This window comes from Noviherbaspirillum pedocola (genome assembly GCF_016632335.1).
Classification (GTDB): Bacteria; Pseudomonadota; Gammaproteobacteria; order Burkholderiales; family Burkholderiaceae_D; genus Noviherbaspirillum_A; species Noviherbaspirillum_A pedocola.
Genome location: NZ_JAEPBG010000002.1, coordinates 244,008 through 259,192, shown reverse-complemented (window position 1 = coordinate 259,192; position 15,185 = coordinate 244,008). Strand labels below are relative to the sequence as shown.

Annotated in this window: 17 protein-coding genes and 1 tRNA gene; 10 read left to right on the top strand and 8 right to left on the bottom strand. The window is 58.6% G+C overall.

The window, feature by feature from the left end; genetic code table 11:
* Positions 1-49: 49 nt before the first annotated feature.
* From JJB74_RS06380 to JJB74_RS06370, 3 genes are all read right to left on the bottom strand, one after another.
* Positions 50-2,551 carry an ABC transporter permease gene (locus tag JJB74_RS06380; RefSeq protein ID WP_325170109.1) on the bottom strand — a complete coding sequence of 834 codons (2,502 nt, stop codon included), beginning with the start codon at positions 2,549-2,551 and terminating at the stop codon, positions 50-52.
* Positions 2,551-3,135, bottom strand: a complete 585-nt coding sequence (locus JJB74_RS06375; RefSeq protein WP_200590993.1) for a DUF4126 domain-containing protein — start codon at positions 3,133-3,135, stop codon at positions 2,551-2,553. The genes JJB74_RS06380 and JJB74_RS06375 overlap by 1 nt, the downstream gene beginning before the upstream one ends.
* Before the next feature lie 63 nt (positions 3,136-3,198).
* Positions 3,199-4,215 (bottom strand): adenosine deaminase, encoded by a 1,017-nt coding sequence (locus JJB74_RS06370; protein WP_200590992.1) that lies wholly within the window; start codon positions 4,213-4,215, stop codon positions 3,199-3,201.
* Positions 4,216-4,442: 227 nt separating this feature from the next.
* Here JJB74_RS06370 and JJB74_RS06365 point away from each other — a divergent pair, with 227 nt between their 5' ends.
* Positions 4,443-4,688 carry a hypothetical protein gene (locus tag JJB74_RS06365; protein WP_200590991.1) on the top strand — a complete coding sequence of 82 codons (246 nt, stop codon included), beginning with the start codon at positions 4,443-4,445 and terminating at the stop codon, positions 4,686-4,688.
* A 21-nt stretch (positions 4,689-4,709) separates the two neighbouring features.
* Here the strand turns inward: JJB74_RS06365 and JJB74_RS06360 are convergent, their stop codons facing one another.
* A complete protein-coding gene (locus JJB74_RS06360; protein ID WP_200591372.1) occupies positions 4,710-5,114 on the bottom strand; it encodes a DoxX family protein in 405 nt (134 codons plus the stop codon).
* 245 nt (positions 5,115-5,359) lie between these two features.
* On the opposite strand from JJB74_RS06360, the gene JJB74_RS06355 reads away from it, so the two are divergent.
* Positions 5,360-5,530 carry a hypothetical protein gene (locus tag JJB74_RS06355; RefSeq protein WP_200590990.1) on the top strand — a complete coding sequence of 57 codons (171 nt, stop codon included), beginning with the start codon at positions 5,360-5,362 and terminating at the stop codon, positions 5,528-5,530.
* A gap of 61 nt (positions 5,531-5,591) precedes the next feature.
* Here the strand turns inward: JJB74_RS06355 and JJB74_RS06350 are convergent, their stop codons facing one another.
* Complete coding sequence (locus JJB74_RS06350) at positions 5,592-5,906, bottom strand: hypothetical protein (protein ID WP_200590989.1); 315 nt, start codon at positions 5,904-5,906, stop codon at positions 5,592-5,594.
* A 122-nt stretch (positions 5,907-6,028) separates the two neighbouring features.
* Here JJB74_RS06350 and JJB74_RS06345 point away from each other — a divergent pair.
* The 6 genes from JJB74_RS06345 to JJB74_RS06320 all read left to right on the top strand — a co-directional run bounded on the left by JJB74_RS06345 (position 6,029) and on the right by JJB74_RS06320 (position 10,986).
* A tRNA-Ser gene (locus JJB74_RS06345) sits at positions 6,029-6,118 on the top strand.
* A 536-nt stretch (positions 6,119-6,654) separates the two neighbouring features.
* Positions 6,655-6,939: an integrase gene (locus JJB74_RS06340; RefSeq protein WP_200590988.1), complete on the top strand. Its 285-nt coding sequence runs from the start codon at positions 6,655-6,657 to the stop codon at positions 6,937-6,939.
* A gap of 194 nt (positions 6,940-7,133) precedes the next feature.
* Positions 7,134-7,964, top strand: a complete 831-nt coding sequence (locus tag JJB74_RS06335; RefSeq protein ID WP_200590987.1) for a class I SAM-dependent methyltransferase — start codon at positions 7,134-7,136, stop codon at positions 7,962-7,964.
* A gap of 126 nt (positions 7,965-8,090) precedes the next feature.
* On the top strand, positions 8,091-8,381 hold the full coding sequence (locus tag JJB74_RS06330) for a hypothetical protein (protein ID WP_200590986.1): 291 nt from the start codon (positions 8,091-8,093) through the stop codon (positions 8,379-8,381).
* Positions 8,382-9,173: 792 nt separating this feature from the next.
* Complete coding sequence (locus JJB74_RS06325; protein ID WP_200590985.1) at positions 9,174-9,689, top strand: DUF2844 domain-containing protein; 516 nt, start codon at positions 9,174-9,176, stop codon at positions 9,687-9,689.
* Positions 9,673-10,986, top strand: a complete 1,314-nt coding sequence (locus JJB74_RS06320) for a DUF3443 domain-containing protein (protein WP_200590984.1) — start codon at positions 9,673-9,675, stop codon at positions 10,984-10,986. Before JJB74_RS06325 ends, JJB74_RS06320 begins: the two co-directional genes overlap by 17 nt.
* A gap of 69 nt (positions 10,987-11,055) precedes the next feature.
* Here JJB74_RS06320 and JJB74_RS06315 read toward each other — a convergent pair whose 3' ends face one another.
* The 3 genes from JJB74_RS06315 to JJB74_RS06305 all read right to left on the bottom strand — a co-directional run bounded on the left by JJB74_RS06315 (position 11,056) and on the right by JJB74_RS06305 (position 12,919).
* On the bottom strand, positions 11,056-11,388 hold the full coding sequence (locus tag JJB74_RS06315) for a hypothetical protein (RefSeq protein WP_200590983.1): 333 nt from the start codon (positions 11,386-11,388) through the stop codon (positions 11,056-11,058).
* Between the two features lie 199 nt (positions 11,389-11,587).
* A complete protein-coding gene (gene pepA, locus JJB74_RS06310) occupies positions 11,588-12,361 on the bottom strand; it encodes a flocculation-associated PEP-CTERM protein PepA (RefSeq protein WP_200590982.1) in 774 nt (257 codons plus the stop codon).
* A 228-nt stretch (positions 12,362-12,589) separates the two neighbouring features.
* Positions 12,590-12,919, bottom strand: coding sequence for a hypothetical protein (locus JJB74_RS06305; protein WP_200590981.1), 330 nt, complete (start codon positions 12,917-12,919; stop codon positions 12,590-12,592).
* Between JJB74_RS06305 and JJB74_RS06300 the strand changes: the two genes are divergently transcribed.
* Complete coding sequence (locus JJB74_RS06300) at positions 12,918-13,175, top strand: hypothetical protein (RefSeq protein WP_200590980.1); 258 nt, start codon at positions 12,918-12,920, stop codon at positions 13,173-13,175. The two genes, JJB74_RS06305 and JJB74_RS06300, sit on opposite strands and share 2 nt — an antisense overlap.
* A gap of 236 nt (positions 13,176-13,411) precedes the next feature.
* A complete protein-coding gene (locus JJB74_RS06295; protein ID WP_234484007.1) occupies positions 13,412-15,025 on the top strand; it encodes a gamma-glutamyltransferase family protein in 1,614 nt (537 codons plus the stop codon).
* The last annotated feature ends 160 nt before the right edge of the window (positions 15,026-15,185 follow it).

Genomic DNA, 15,185 nt, shown 5'->3' with positions numbered 1-15,185 from the left:
AACATGCTCGCGGCCCGCAGGCGCTGAATGTTGGGCTTTTCAGCCCAACCTACGCATTACGCAGCGTCTGCAACGGCGGCTGGCGCAGCACATTGCGCAGCCCGGCCCAGCCGCCGATGAGCGCGCAGGCAGCACCAACCGCCATGCCGGCCAGCCAGACCAGCGGGCTGAAATGCCATGGAAAGTCGAACACATACTGCGCCAGCGCCCAACCGGTCGCCGCCGCCCCGGTCGCGGCAAGAAAGCCGGAAAGGCTGCCGACCAGCGCGAACTCAAGCCACTGCGCGCGCGACAACTGACGCCGCGTGGCGCCGAGCGCACGCAGCAGTCCGGCTTCGCGGATGCGTTCGTCATGGGTGCCGGCCAGCGCCGCGTACAGCACCAGCACGCCTGAAGCCAGCGTGAACAGGAACAGGAATTCCACTGCCCGCACTACCTGGTCGACCACGCCTTGAATTTGCCGCAGCACCGCGCCAACATCGACGACGGTCAGATTCGGGAAATCCCGCACCATCTCGCCGATCAGCGCTTCCTTGCCCGGCGGCAGGCGGAAAGCGGTGATCCAGGTCTGCGGCAGATCGGTCAACAGCGCCGGGTTCAGCAGCACAAAGAAATTCACGCGGAACGAACCCCATTCCAGCTTGCGCAGGCTGGTCACCTCGGCATCGACGGTTTCCCCCGCCACATCGAAACGCAGGCGGTCACCGACGCGGATGTTGAGCGTCTTCGCCAGGCCGATTTCCACCGAAGCCTGCGGCTTGCTGTCGTCCAGCCATTTGCCGGCGACGACTTCATTGCTCGGCGGCAGCGCGGCGACCGCGGACAGATTGAATTCTCGCTCCACCAGCCGCTTGGCGCGGTCCTCGATGAAGCTTTCGCCGGTGATATCGGCGTCATTGATGCGCGTCAGGCGGCCGCGCACCATCGGATACAGCGGCGCGTCCGTCACTCCGGCGCGGGCCAGCAGCGCGGCAAAAGCCGGTTTCTGGTCAGTCTGGATGTTCAGCACGAACTGATTCGGCGCATCCGGCGGCGTCGCCGCGCGCCAGGCGTCGATCAGCTGGCCGCGCACCACGGTCAGCAGCAGCAAGGCCATCAGGCCGAGCGACAGCGCCACCACCTGCAGGATGGTCGCGCCGGGACGCCGCTGCAGCGCCGCCAGCGCAAATCGCCATGCGGTATGACTGGACGCTTCCCGCAGCAGCCGCAGCGCGCGCAGGCCGAGCCAGGCGACCAGGGCAAACAGCACCAGCGCGCCGAGAAAGCCGCCGGCGGTCAACAGTCCCAGGCGCAGATCGCGCGCCTGCCACAGCAACAGCAACACGAACACCGCCAGCCCGAGACCGTAAGTCGCCAGCGTGGCGGGACGCGGCGGCGGCGTTTCGCGCCGGATCACACGGTTGTGCGGCACCCCGCGCAATTGCAGCACCGGCGGCAACGCGAAACCGGTCAGCAGCAGCAGGCCGAAAGCCAGACCCTGCAGCGCCGGCGCGAAGCCGGGCGCCGGCAGATCGGCCGACACCAGCTGCCCGAGCCAGACCAGCAGCAGGTAATGCGCGCCGAAACCGACCAGCACGCCGGCCAGACTACCGGCCACGCCGACCAGCAGGAATTCGATCAGCACCATGCGCGTCAATTCGGACTGGGTCAGGCCCAGGCAGCGCATCATCGCGCAGGCATCGAGATGGCGCAGCAGATAGCGTCGCGCCGCGATCGCGATCGCCACCGCAGCCAGCATCGCCGACAGCAAGCCCACCAGGGACAGGAAGCGCTCGCCGCGTTCCAGGGTCGCGCGCATCTCCGGGCGTCCTGATTCGAGCGATTCGAGCTGAATGCCGCGCAGCTTTTGCGCGGCGATGCGCTCTTCCGCCCAGTGCTGGTAAGAAGTGATCGCTTCAGGCGGTCCGGACAACAGCAGCCGGTAGGTGATGCGCGAGCCGAATTGCACCAGCCCGGTCGAAGGCAGATCGGATGCGGCCAGCATGACCCGCGGCGCGAAATTCATGAAGGCGGCGCCGCGGTCCGGCTCGATGGCGATCGCCGCGGCAATGCGAAAACTGCGCTCGCCGAGCTTGATCGCATCGCCAACCGTCAGGCTGCGCGCCGCCAGCAGATTGGCATCGACCCACACCGTGCCCGGCGCCGGCGTGCCCTTGGACGGCACGGCATCATCGCCGCGAAACAGCTTCATCTGGCCGCGCAGCGGGTAGCTCGGCGACACCGCCTTCATCGACACCAGTCCGGTAGTCGCTGGCACACTGCCTGCGCCGCCGCTGCTGGCCATGCTGGGAAAGACCGCGGTGTCGGCCGTGGCCAGGCGCAGCGCCTCGGCCTTTTCCCGCCAGGAAGCGTCGAGCGGCCCATCGGCGCGCAGCACCAGGTCGGCGGCAAGCAGCGCATTCGCATCGCGTGCCATGCCGCTCTTCATCCGGTCGACGAAGAAGCCGACCGAGCACAGCGCCGCTACCGCCACGGTCAGCGCTACCAGGAGAAAACGCAGCTCGCCGGCGCGCCAGTCGCGCCGGGTCATGCGCAAGGCTTGCGCGAGGATCATGTGACGAACTTGCGCACCAGCCAGCGCATGCCGCGCCACAGCTTGGGCAGCAGCCACAGCGCGAAGATGAGGAAAACACCCAGCAGCACGAACCACAGCCAGGGATGGAAGAAAGCGGCCCAGAGTCCGCCGGCAACGGCGGCTTCCTCGGAAAACGACGCGGCCCAGTTGCTGAAGGGTTCCGGCGAGGTATTGATCAGCGCACGGCTGCCGGCCTTGGTGAAATGCGCGCTGGCCGCCAGGCTGCCGCCGAGCAGCGCAGCGACCGTGGTCCAGGAAGGATCCATCTTGCCGAGCGCAGCCACCGAAAGGATGGCGCCGGCGGGAATGCGAATGAAGGTATGCACCGCATCCCAGGCCGAATCGAAGCCGGGCACCTTGTCGGCCAGGAATTCGATCACCATCAGCGCGCCGGAAACCCCGAGCACCCACGGCGTCTCCAGCACCTGCAGGCCGGGCGGCAGATCGAGCCAGCCGAAACGCGCCAGGCAACCCGCCAGGAACACGCTCATGTACAGGCGCAGGCCGCTGGCCCAGGAAAGTCCGCCGGCAAGCGCGGCGGTGGACAAGGTATCAACCATGATCGATCCGTATCAAAACATGCCTGTCGCGCCTCTCGCGGCCCGCGAGTGGCCGCAAGACGCTCAGGCCGACGCAAAGAAGGTGTCGACCTCCTTCAGATAGCGTTCGCGCGTGGCTTCGTCAAGGAAAGACGCGGCGAAGCTGTTGCGAGCCAGGCGCTGCGCATGCTCGCGGGTCAGCGGCAGTGAATCGAACAGCGCGACGAAGTTGTCATTCACATAGCCGCCGAAATAGGCCGGGTCGTCCGAGTTCACCGTGGCCGCGAGGCCGGCATCGAGCAACTCCAGCATGTTGTGGTCATGGATCTGGTCGAATACGCGCAGCTTCACGTTCGACAGCGGGCATACCGTCAACGCAATTCCCTCTTTCGCGACGCGACGCGTCAGCTCGGCATCCTCGAGGCAGCGCACGCCATGATCGATGCGTTCGACATGCAGCACATCGAGCGCGGTGCGGATGTACTCTGGCGGGCCTTCCTCGCCGGCATGCGCCACCAGGTGCAGCCCGAGTTCGCGGCAGCGGGCGAATACCCGCGCAAATTTCTCCGGCGGATGGCCGCGCTCGGAAGAGTCGAGGCCAACGCCGATGAAACGATCGCGGAACGGCAGCGCCTGCTCCAGAGTGGCGAAAGCCTCCTCCTCGGACAGATGGCGCAGAAAGCACAGGATCAAGGCGGCGGTCATGCCCCATTCGCGCTGCGCATCCTGCAGCGCGCGGTGTATGCCATCGATGACGACGCCCATCGGGATGCCGCGCGCGGTGTGGGTTTGCGGATCGAAGAAGATCTCGGTGTGGCGCACATTGTCGGCATGCGCACGTTCGAGATAAGCGCGTGTCATGTCATAGAAGTCGCGCTCGGTTTGCAGCACACTGGCGCCGGCGTAATAAATATCGAGGAAGGATTGCAGATCGGTGAAGGCATAGGCACGCCGCAGCTCATCGACCGACGCATAGGGCAGCCGTATGCCGTTGCGTTCCGCCATCTCGAACATCAGCTCGGGTTCCAGCGAGCCTTCGATATGCATGTGCAATTCGGCTTTCGGCATTGCGCAGACGAGCTCGCGCAGCGTTTGATTCATGGCTTTCTCCAGAAGCGTAGACGGACATGTTAAGCGTTTAGCAAACCGCGTGCCACCGCACCGGCTAGCTTAGACGCAAGGAATGGTTTTGTTTTCGACAAGAAAATGATGCTATTTTTCAGCATTTTTCCTGTGGATAAATTTCGGTTGATTTCGCTCAAGCATTTTTCGCCGGATTTGCCCAAGAATCGAGCCTCTACCTCAGCCCCTTCCCAGACGGAACCGATATGGAAACGATACGCGACACCGAGCAGGCCATCAGTCAACTCGTTGCTGCCGCCGGCGATTTGAGCATGCGTGAGGCGCACCTGTATCGGCAGTCTTTGCTGGCGCTGGTAAGACTGGCAAAGGCGGAACAACTGCGCGAGGTCCGCACGAGCGTCAGCCATCTTCTCGGCGACGCTCACCGTGACGGCTATGGCTCCACGATCGGCTCGCAAGGCATTTCCACCGCCTTCAATTCACTGAACTGAAATCTTGGCGAGCCAAGGCCCTCAATTCCACCGACCGCTGGCGCCGCCGACACTGTATCGGCCGGCGCCAAGAAAGATCAGCGCAAGCGCGGTAAATAAATAAAACCCCTGCAGTTCGAGCGCCCAACCACCGGTTTTTCCGATAGCGAAGAATTGGCTGGTATGCGCCAGCCACAGTGCAGTCAGCATATTGATCACGATGATGCCCGCTGCCAGCCGCGTCCAGATACCAAACAACACGCACAGCGGCGCCAGGATCTCTCCGATATACACCAGGTAAGCCAATGCCCCCGGCAAGCCCGCCTTGGCCAGCATGCCAAGGACCGGATCGACGCCATTGATGAGCTTCGAGACGCCGTGAAAAAGTATCAGGATCGCCAGGCAGGCGCGCAACACCAGCTTGCCGAAATCGTTTGCTCCTCTCATCGCATTCTCCTTACTTGGCAATTTTTTAGCACGCGGATCATACCTCAGCAGCGCAGGGTACGTGGCGAATACATTGCAGAACAGCAATTACATGCTGCTCGCCCGCTACCGGCGGGCACATCGGCACGAAGAGCGCCATCGTTGCGCGGGAAGTGACATGCCATTCAATTTTTCGCGCGATCACAGAACTAAAGCCTTCCGGCACCCATCTGAAATTGAGTACGGTTGACGAACAGGAGCACTTCATGCAGCAGAAAGAAACGCATTTGCCGACCGAAGCTGATATCGGAAGCGGCGAGAAAGGGCCTGCGGAGCAGGAAACGCAGAAGATGATTGAGCAGATCGGCGACAAGGTAAGCGAAACGCATCAGCAAAAGGACGGGCAGCGCGAGCGTTCCGACAACCCGCGCGCATGAAGGCGCGAGGTCGCTGCCGCAACGGCAGTGTTCATCGCCAGGTTTCGGCCTGGCGATTGGTTTATTTCTGCGAAGATCCCGATCCGCCCTGCCCCTGCATTGCGCCGCCACTCTGATCAGCGCCGTGATGCATGTGATGAGGCTTGTGATGCGCACCATGACGTGCCCGGTGCTCGGTTCCCGACATCGATTTTCCGCTTGCCGACGCTCCGCTGGTACCGCTCTGACTGCTCTGGAGCTCTTGCGCACGGCGCTCTACCTCAGTGACCTTGGACGGATCCGTGCTCTCGCTGATGCCGCTGGTCGGCGCGTTCTGTGCAAACGCAGCAGCGGCGCTGAAAAACAGGGGTAATGCCAATAAACCGATCTTTTTCATGGCCATCCTTTTTCAGTTGTAAAAATAGAATGGATGGTTTTCACCGGCGATGGTTCCCGTCGCCGCACCAGCCGGCGCTTTGCGCAGGATGCTTCTCGATGGCATAATCGCCGTTCCCCAAGGGAAGCGTGGCCGAGTGGTTGAAGGCACCAGTCTTGAAAACTGGCGACGGGGTGACCCGTTCGTGAGTTCGAATCTCACCGCTTCCGCCAACATTCCAACGAACACGCGGCTTTCGGGCCGCTTTTCTTTCCTGCTCACAGATTGACCCCCGAATAAGAACGCGGTGCAGGCGGTGTGGGGCAATCTCCGTCCGATTAGCGTAAGGCTGTCCTTCTGATCATTAAAACAATCTCGAATCGTGCTACTCGTGAAATTTTCGGTTCGGCTCTTTGATTGCCTTATCAAGCTTTCGGGCTCGCCAACCCGGCACGCGGTGGAGGATATCTTGGTGTTGCCTTCGGGAGTGGTCAGGCCGGTTGATGGATTTCATGGCTTTCAGCGCCGGCTGGCTTTCGCTTGCCGTCGCTTCTGAGCCTACGTCTATCGTCTTCCGGGGAAGTCACCGTCATGAACCTTCTTCGACAGATCTGCCAAGCAGCCTTTTCCTGATAGCTGTGTGGAGCGATAGCACCAACTGAAACACGGAATTCCACTCTCTTCTCATACCCTCCGAATTCTGTAAGCTCAGTGCGGCAACGGGTTTGAACTCATCATTGCAAATGATAAACAGGCGGCATACAGAGACATGACGTTCACCGCTCTGTTGCAACCTGTAGGGTACGGTTTTACAGTCCATGAGTTTCACTCGACGTCTCGTGATTGGGCTGCAGAGTGGATGCCATTCCCGCGTAAAGTGCATGAGGCAGCTCTGGCGCATGTAGCTGAAAGGGGCGCGACCGAAGTTCCGCGCTTGCGAAGCGATTTATCTGAAAAGCAGAGGCAGTTAATGGAAGCGCGGGCATTTCATTGCAAGATGGAAATGCTCGAGACCTGGACCACACCGGTCCGAACGATTCTTTTGCATAAATGATCGGCAAGTCGAAAATCACATAAGGAATTGCGACCAAGGCATCGAAATTTGTCTACGTTAAAGTATGAGTTTATGAAGTCGTGTAAGAAGGCCCATAAAATCTCGAACTTGCAAAAAAACTCCATATTGCACTCTCACCGATGGTCTGGCATTATTCTCGGCTCACCATTTGGCAATTTTATCCATAGAAAAGAATGAGCTACACTCTCGACAAAGACGGAATATACCGGCCAGAAACCCCTGTAGCACATAGGAACGAAGAATATCAAGAGTCAGGTTTTACGACGCTACTTAATATGCAATCCAAACATTTTTGGTATGTTGGACGGCATAAATTCTTACTCGGCTCCTTAAAAAAGCATCTGAAAGAATCACACAAAACCGCAATCGATTTAGGTGGCGGGGTCGGCGGTTGGGTAAAATATCTTTCCGAGAAATTTCCACATAATTTTGAAGAAATTGCTTTAGGGGATTCCTCTGAAGTAGCTCTTATTGGAGCACGCAAAATTCTTCCGAAAGAAGCAAGCTTATATCAAGTTGATTTAATGGCGACAAACTGGAAAGAGAAATGGGATGTCATATTTTTGCTTGATGTGATAGAACATTGCCCTGACGATATTTCCATACTCAAACAAGCATATGAAAGCCTTAAGCCTGGCGGCTTATTGATCGTTACGACACCGGCTCTAATGTATTTCTGGTCTTACAATGACGATTATTCCAACCACCTAAGGCGATATAACATATCGGATTATGGCAGGTTAGCAAAGCTCACTGGATTCAACCTTATCGATGCCCGATATTTCATGTTTTTCTTAAGTCCACTGTATTGGTTATCCCGCAAAACGAAGCCCAAGAATCTTTCAAAAGAAGAAGTAGAGAATGCAGTTCAAAAGGAGCATGCCGCTCCCAGTCGCTGGGTAAACTTTCTCCTTTCAAAGATATTTTCTGCCGAGTCTCCGATGGGCCAATATTTTAAGTTTCCTTGGGGAACTTCCGTTCTCGGCGTCTTTGAAAAACCGTGAAAATATAGGGACATTGCATGGACCTGCAATCTTTAGCTATTTTTTGGCACGAAAATCAACCTAACAATAATAAGATCGATATGCGTAATTTGCGCCAGTATTCAATGACCGCTGATCTGGTGAAAATTGAAGAATGCCGGAGGGTATAAACCGGCAATTGTGGTTCCTCGCCATAACGGGCAAGAAATGCTCCTTATTACATTGCGCCAGCAAATTCAAGTCAAGCGCATGCTAGAACTGGAAGAGTTGATTTCTCAGGAAAGCGCTATTCGTTTCATCGGCGCCGTTTTGAGTGATCAGACATGGCTACTCATCAGGATGATGCACGACGCCATGCCGTCTAAGAGACGTGGTCACCAGAATGCCCTCCTTATGCTTCAAGAAGCTATCTTGAGGTTAAAGCCAGCCACCGCTTAAACGCAGGAAATACTGTTTAATCAAGCAAGTGAATTGATAAAAAAATCAGATGAGCATCCGCGCTTGTGCAATACAAGCCAGACATTGCTAGCTGACGAACGGCCGTTTTATTCCTCAAAGCGAAAACCTGTAGTGCTAAGGCCAATTTCTGCAAGAAGTCGTATCCGGAAATATGAGACGACGCACAACAATGTCTCCGTCATCAAATGACCTTACCTGACCAACTAGCACTGATGGGGTTGACCAAGGAAGCAGTTGTTTACTGAAATTGGAAGGCCTCAACGACGTAGGCAGCGTCCACGGCAGCCCGAACCAGAACAAAACGTAGAAGTGCGATAAGCAGCAGTGTTCTATGGTATCGAAGGGCTAACAGCAACGGTGGACCGTGGATGCATATACTCTCAACCGCCCTACCCCTTCCGTCGAACATCATCTGAATCAGCTTGCCCATCTCAGGCAAGCCTCGAACCTTCCTCAGTGTTCCAGCCCTCGGCGCGGCATGCGTACGAGGCCGATCTGCGGTCGAGTACGTCCTTCCTACTTGTGTTAATGCGTCTAACGCAGCGATCAAATTGGCAGAACTTAAACATCCCGGACGGGCTCTCACATCGCGCTGGTCAAAGCGCGTTGCTCGCTACTCGCGTGGCCCGAACCGATGGACAAAAGGCCAATCATCTTGGAACGGACTATCTATTGCACTAAGCCGCATGCCCTTCGGCGCAAAGACTACGATCAACGAAAGAACAGCTCTCCAACCGCACGTACTTCAACGCGCCTTATCATGTGACTATAATGCGCGACTCGCTCAATGTTGCTCGACGGACAAAACGTTCTTTGGGCAGGCATAGCTTCAAGGGAAACAGGATGAACTCCAAATATTTCGCCTTACTCCTCTTCGGCATACCGGCCCTGTCCTTCGCGGCGCTTGGCGGCGATGTCAGCAGCGTACAGAGCGACCGAACGCAGATGCGCGCCAAGGCCAGCGGCAGCAGCAGTATGGGCAGCTATACCGTCCATGAAATGCAAACCGAAGCCGGAACGACGGTGCGCGAATATGCAGACAATGCCGGCAAGGTTTTCGCCGTTACCTGGCAAGGACCGGTCAAGCCTGACCTCGGTCAGCTTCTCGGGCAATACTTCAGTGATTTTCAACAGGAAGCGGCTTCCGGACGCATCGGCCGCCGTCAGCTGAAAGTGAACAAGCCCAATGTTGTGATTCTTTCCGAAGGGCGGATGCGTGCGCTGGCAGGCAAGGCCTATTTGCCGCAGGCAGTACCAGCAGGAGTGAACATTGAAGACCTCGAATAGCGTTTCCTGTGGCGGCAACGCCTTGCGCCGTTCTCTGGCCGCGGCCAGTCTTGGCTTGCTTTTCGTACTTGCTGCCTGCGGCGGCGGCGGCAATGACTCCGGCAGCAGTTCCGGCGGCAGCTCCGACGCTGCTCAGAACTCGGCCCCGCGCAGTACCACGCCGACCAGCGGCTCGGGTACGAGTGGCAGCACCGCGCAAGATGGCACAGCCTTGGCTGCGAATGCGGTGTCCGTTGTCGTGGATGCCGGACCTGCAGGCAATACGGTCAATGTGCCGTACACCAGCGTGACGATTTGCGCGCCGGGCACGAACCGCTGTCAAACCATCGATCACATGATTGTCGACACGGGTTCGTCAGGCATCCGTGTGTTCTCCTCGCTGCTCGACCCTTCGCTTGGGCTGCCACAGCAATCGACAAGCGCGGGCGCCTTGGGCGAATGCACCCAGTTCGCTGACAGCTCGGTGTGGGGACCTGTGCGTCTGGCCGATGTTCGCATCGGTGGCGAGACCGCAGCTTCACTCCCGGTGCAAACCATGTCCGACCCGAACTTTGCCAACATTCCGTCGGCATGCTCCAGCACCGGCGTTGTGGCCGCAACCGTCCAATCCTTCGGCGGCAACGGCATTATCGGCATCGGCCCGCAGCGCGAGGATTGCGGTAGTTCCTGCGCGCAGAGCGCGAACATCGGCGTCTACTATGCCTGCAGTTCCAGTACCTGCCAGGGTGTCGCCGTGCCTGCGGCGCAGCAGGTCAGCAACCCGGTAGCGAAATTCGCGGTCAACAACAACGGCGTGCTGCTGAAGATGCCGAGCCTGCCTGGCGGCACCGTCGGCACGGCAATCGGCACGCTGGTATTCGGCATCGGCACGGCGGGCAACAATGGCTTGGGCAATGCCACCGTCTATACCATCAGCGCAAGCACCGGCACCTTTACCACTGTCTACAAGGGACGGACATTCCGGAGCGCCTTCATCGACAGCGGGTCGAATGGTTATTTCTTCAATGACACGACGATTCCGGCCTGCAGTTCCGGTTTCTACTGTCCGCCTTCGTCACAGACGCTGACTGCCACGAACACCGGCTTGAACAATGCCAGCGGCACGGTCAATTTCACCGTAGCAAATGCGCAAAGCCTGTTCTCGACCAACAATACCGCGTTCGACTCACTCGGCGGCTCGGGACTGGCAAGCACCATGTTTGACTGGGGCCTGCCCTTCTTCTTCGGACGCAATGTGTTCACGGCGATCGAGGGAGCAAGCACGTCGGGCGGCACCGGGCCCTACTTCGCGTACTGAAAATGCCCGACCGGGGTGAACCCGATCGGTTTCAGCAAAAACAGCCCGGCAAGCCCGGGCTGTCCCATTTCAGCCGCCCATGTTCGGCGCGGCGTCCGGGGATGCGGGTATGTCTTCGAGATTGGTATCGCGTGTCGGCAGCGCCAGGCTGTCGATGATGCGCCCGGCGCGCTCGTTGTCCACGTCGGGCCGCTCGGATTGCAGGCGCGCCATGAGCTCCTCGCGGGAGAAGATGTGGCGGCCATCGGGAGTGTTGCCGCTGGCAGGTATCTCGTCCGCCGATTCATAACCCGCCAGCTTTGCCATCAGCGCCGCAGCGCTTTCGGTATCGACGCCCAAGCCTTTGGCGAGCCGCTGCGCCTTGTTGTTGAATTCCTCGTGCGATGCGAAAGGGATGTGCATGCTCTTGCTCCTGAATCCGTGATTACGTTCTTCGAAGGTCACGTCATCCAACCGCGCCTGGACTTCCAGGATTATGCCGATGGGCGGGCACGTCTTTCGCGACACTGCTCAAGCAAAACCGATGCAAGCAAAGACCTCGCAAGACGCAGGCAATAAAAAAGCCCGCGGCATCGCGGGCTTTGTTGGAGCATGGGATAGATCAGGCGAACGTGCGCTTGACGCCCTTGCGACGGCTGACTGCGGCGGCCAGCATGCCGAGGCCGAGCAAGCCGACCATGCCGGGTTCAGGCACATCGAAAGTGACGTCGAGCGATCCATTGACCGCTACAGTTTGACCAGGAGCGAAGTTGCTGTTGAACTGTCCGGATTGCAAGGTCAGGCCGTAGAACGGAACTGGCTTCGTGAAGTAGCTTGCACCGTCAGGCGTCAAGGACAATTCCTGAGTGGCGCCGAAGCTACCCGCATTGGAGTTACCCAGGTTGATCAACAGGCCACTACCGCTGACGGGCACGCCGTCGGCGAGTTTCACATCGTCGCTGGAATTGGATGTAGTGAAACTTCCGCTTCCCGTGGCAGGAGCCGTGAAACCTGTGTCCTTGGTCGGATCTTTATAAATGACCAGGCTACCGGTATTCGGCGAGAAATCGAAGCTGTATCCAAAGCCGTTGTTGGAATAGACACCGCTCGCCGTGTACAGAGCGTAGAGGTTATAGGTCTGCTTCAGATTGCTCGTTACCGGCGTAGCGCCGTCATTAGCGTAAAAACCATCGGCAGTCCACTTGAGCGCAACGTTGAAAGTTCCATTGGTGTTCAGGGTAATTATTTCCTGGTAACCACCAACAATCTTGTCGGCCGTGAAAGGCGTTCCCCCATCCGAAACCTCAAAGTCCATTAAGGGCGTAGCTTGAGCCGTGGAAAAGCCCAAAGCCATTGCGCTTGCTGCAATTGTCGAAACCAATATTTTTTTGAACATGATGTTAGCCCCCTGGTTGTGTGATGTAGCACCAGTGTACAGAGCAATAAACATGCCAAAATAATAATTAGTTGCGAATCAGACACTTGCACGACGTAAATTTTTCCTTGTTACAACCACTGTAAAGTTTGCCGACAGCAAAATAACTTTATGCGGATGCGATAGAACAACACAGAACAATCATGGCAAGCGAAAGAGTTTTGGCATAAGTGAGCCAAGCGCCAAAGGCTATTGGATGTGGGGCGAACACCCGGGAAATGAAACTGGTGAAAGCTGCGTGACCATGGAATTCGAATCCCAACGCTCTTCATCGGCGCTGTGACCGATCATTACCCCTGCTTGGAGAGAATTGCAGCCTGCGAGCAACGGCTCGAGCTTTCGATGGGCTTTTAACTGTCCTTCCTGCGCCGTCAAATCATGGAGACATTGATAGAAATCGCGCGTGCCCGGCGTGCTTCCATAGGCTTCACAGCGGGCGCGTATGCTATCCATGTAACTTGCATAGACATTCGCGGAAAAGGCCAGGATGACGGCAGTGGCAAGGCTGGCAATGCGCATGTTGCTCTCCCCTTACGACCTCAGCAGTTTTATTGGCATTTTAATATCGTTGACAAACCGCTATTGTTGTGTTGAATCAAATGCCGGTGCGATTTCTGAAAGATGCGAGGGCATCGCCATTTTCAGCCCTCAGGTATCATTCGGCGTTTTCAGTTTTGCATCAGAAGCAATGTTTGTCCCGGTCGAACATGACATGCCTCGGCTTCCATTCCATTCCTCGACAATTCGCCAGCGCCTTTCTCCTTATCGGGCGTAGGGTGCTTGCGCGAGAAGTACGAGATTGCGTCGTCCATCTCCCATCCGGACATGAGCCGAGCGGTGAAATTTCGAAGGCCGGGCTGCCATTCGCGTGCAGCACCTCGGGTGCGACCGCTTTCCAACTGATGCACATTCCGAAAATTCAACCGAATGGCAGACGTGGCACCGACATGGCGCCATGCGCGCCACGATGAAGGCGTCGTCAAACCCGTCAACACAGCAAGGAGTCCCCAGATGAGTTTCCCCGAACAACCGAATCCCGCCCGCGGCCGCCATGGCATGGCTACCGCGCCGAATGCGCTGGCGGCGCAGAGCGCGCTGGCCGTGCTGCGCGAAGGCGGCAACGCGGTCGAGGCGATGATTTCGGCAGCCGCTGCGATTGCCGTCGTCTATCCGCACATGAACAGCATCGGCGGCGACGGTTTCTGGCTGATCGCCAAGCCCGGCGAGGCGCCGCGCGGCATCGAGGGTTGCGGCGCCGCGGCTGCGTCGGTCAGCATCGACGCCTGCCGCGCAATGGGACTGTCCAGCCTGCCCTTTCGCGGCGGCATCGCGGCCAATACCGTGGCCGGCACGATTTCCGGCTGGGATCTCGCCTACTCCTATTCGCGTGAAGCACTGGGCGGCAAGCTGCCGCTGTCACGGTTGCTGGGCGATGCGATCGACTATGCACGCAACGGCATCCCGGTCACGAAGAGCCAGGCCGCATGCAGCGCCGGCAAGCTTGCTGAACTGACGCCGATCCCGGGCTTCGCAGAAACCTTCCTCCCAAATGGCACGGCACCGACGGTCGGCAGCGTGTTCCGTCAACCGCGTCTGGCAAATACGCTGGAATGGCTGACGCAGGCCGGCCTTGACGATTTCTACCGCGGCAAACTGGCCGAAGGCATCGCCCGCGATCTGGCGCAAGCCGGCAGTCCGGTCGCGCTATCGGACCTGCAGTCCCACCGCGCGGTGTGGAAGACGCCACTGGCGCTGCGTCACAGCCTGGGCACCGTGTACAACATGCCGCCGCCGACGCAAGGTGTCGTGTCGCTGCTGATCCTGGGCCAGCTCGACCGCCTGGTGCGCGCAGGCATGGACCCGATGGGCGCGGAATTCGTGCATGCGGCGGTGGAAGCCACCAAGCGCGCCTTCGCCATCCGCGACCGTGAAATTACCGACCCCGCTTACATGAGCATCGATCCGCAGTCGTTGCTCGACGCTGCGCAACTCGATGAGATGGCGAGCAAGTTCGATCCGAAGCGCGCTGCGCCCTGGGGCAAGGGCCTCGGCCCGGCGGATACCATCTGGATGGGCGTCATCGACAAGGATGGCGTGGCGGTCAGCTTCATCCAGAGCATCTATCACGAGTTCGGCAGCGGCATCGTGCTGCCGGAATCGGGCATCAACTGGCAGAACCGCGGCTGCAGCTTCAGCCTCGATCCGCAGTCGCGCAATCCGCTCACGCCGGGTCGCAAGCCCTTCCATACGCTGAACCCGGCGCTGGCCCGCTTCGACGACGGTCGCACCATGGTCTACGGCAATATGGGCGGCGATGGACAACCGCAGTCGCAAAGCGCGGTGTTCTCGCGCATCGCGAGTTTCGGCATGAATCCGCAGGCGGCGATCAGCGCGCCGCGCTGGCTCCTCGGCCGCACCTGGGGCCAGGTCAGCGACTCCTTGAAGCTGGAGTCGCGCTTTGCGCCGGAAACCGTCGCGGCGCTGCAAGCGCTCGGACATGAAGTCGAGCTGCTTGGCGCATGGGACGAAACCATGGGCCATGCCGGCGCCATCGTGCGCTATAACGACGGCACGCTCGAAGGCGGGAACGATCCGCGCAGCGACGGCGCGGCAGCGGGCTGGTAAGCGTAACGATGGCATGCGCGTCGCATCGACTTCGGTGCGACGCTGCAGCGCATCATTGCCAAAACCGAAATGATGTATTGCGGCAATCCCTGTTTTTCCGGAAAGAGTTGATCGGTACACTGCCCCACATTGATCGAGCAGCAGCAAGCCGCTTCGACAA

What these genes read in the sequence shown, in the direction of transcription:
- JJB74_RS06375 (WP_200590993.1), bottom strand. Translation starts at nt 3,135, where the DNA reads ATGGTTGATACCTTGTCCACCGCCGCGCTTGCCGGCGGACTTTCCTGG.
- JJB74_RS06370 (WP_200590992.1), bottom strand. Translation starts at nt 4,215, where the DNA reads ATGAATCAAACGCTGCGCGAGCTCGTCTGCGCAATGCCGAAAGCCGAA.
- JJB74_RS06365 (WP_200590991.1), top strand. Translation starts at nt 4,443, where the DNA reads ATGGAAACGATACGCGACACCGAGCAGGCCATCAGTCAACTCGTTGCT.
- JJB74_RS06360 (WP_200591372.1), bottom strand. Translation starts at nt 5,114, where the DNA reads ATGAGAGGAGCAAACGATTTCGGCAAGCTGGTGTTGCGCGCCTGCCTG.
- JJB74_RS06355 (WP_200590990.1), top strand. Translation starts at nt 5,360, where the DNA reads ATGCAGCAGAAAGAAACGCATTTGCCGACCGAAGCTGATATCGGAAGC.
- JJB74_RS06350 (WP_200590989.1), bottom strand. Translation starts at nt 5,906, where the DNA reads ATGAAAAAGATCGGTTTATTGGCATTACCCCTGTTTTTCAGCGCCGCT.
- JJB74_RS06340 (WP_200590988.1), top strand. Translation starts at nt 6,655, where the DNA reads ATGACGTTCACCGCTCTGTTGCAACCTGTAGGGTACGGTTTTACAGTC.
- JJB74_RS06335 (WP_200590987.1), top strand. Translation starts at nt 7,134, where the DNA reads ATGAGCTACACTCTCGACAAAGACGGAATATACCGGCCAGAAACCCCT.
- JJB74_RS06325 (WP_200590985.1), top strand. Translation starts at nt 9,174, where the DNA reads ATGCGCGACTCGCTCAATGTTGCTCGACGGACAAAACGTTCTTTGGGC.
- JJB74_RS06315 (WP_200590983.1), bottom strand. Translation starts at nt 11,388, where the DNA reads ATGCACATCCCTTTCGCATCGCACGAGGAATTCAACAACAAGGCGCAG.
- pepA (WP_200590982.1), bottom strand. Translation starts at nt 12,361, where the DNA reads ATGTTCAAAAAAATATTGGTTTCGACAATTGCAGCAAGCGCAATGGCT.
- JJB74_RS06300 (WP_200590980.1), top strand. Translation starts at nt 12,918, where the DNA reads ATGTTGCTCTCCCCTTACGACCTCAGCAGTTTTATTGGCATTTTAATA.
- JJB74_RS06305 (WP_200590981.1), bottom strand. Translation starts at nt 12,919, where the DNA reads ATGCGCATTGCCAGCCTTGCCACTGCCGTCATCCTGGCCTTTTCCGCG.
- JJB74_RS06295 (WP_234484007.1), top strand. Translation starts at nt 13,412, where the DNA reads ATGAGTTTCCCCGAACAACCGAATCCCGCCCGCGGCCGCCATGGCATG.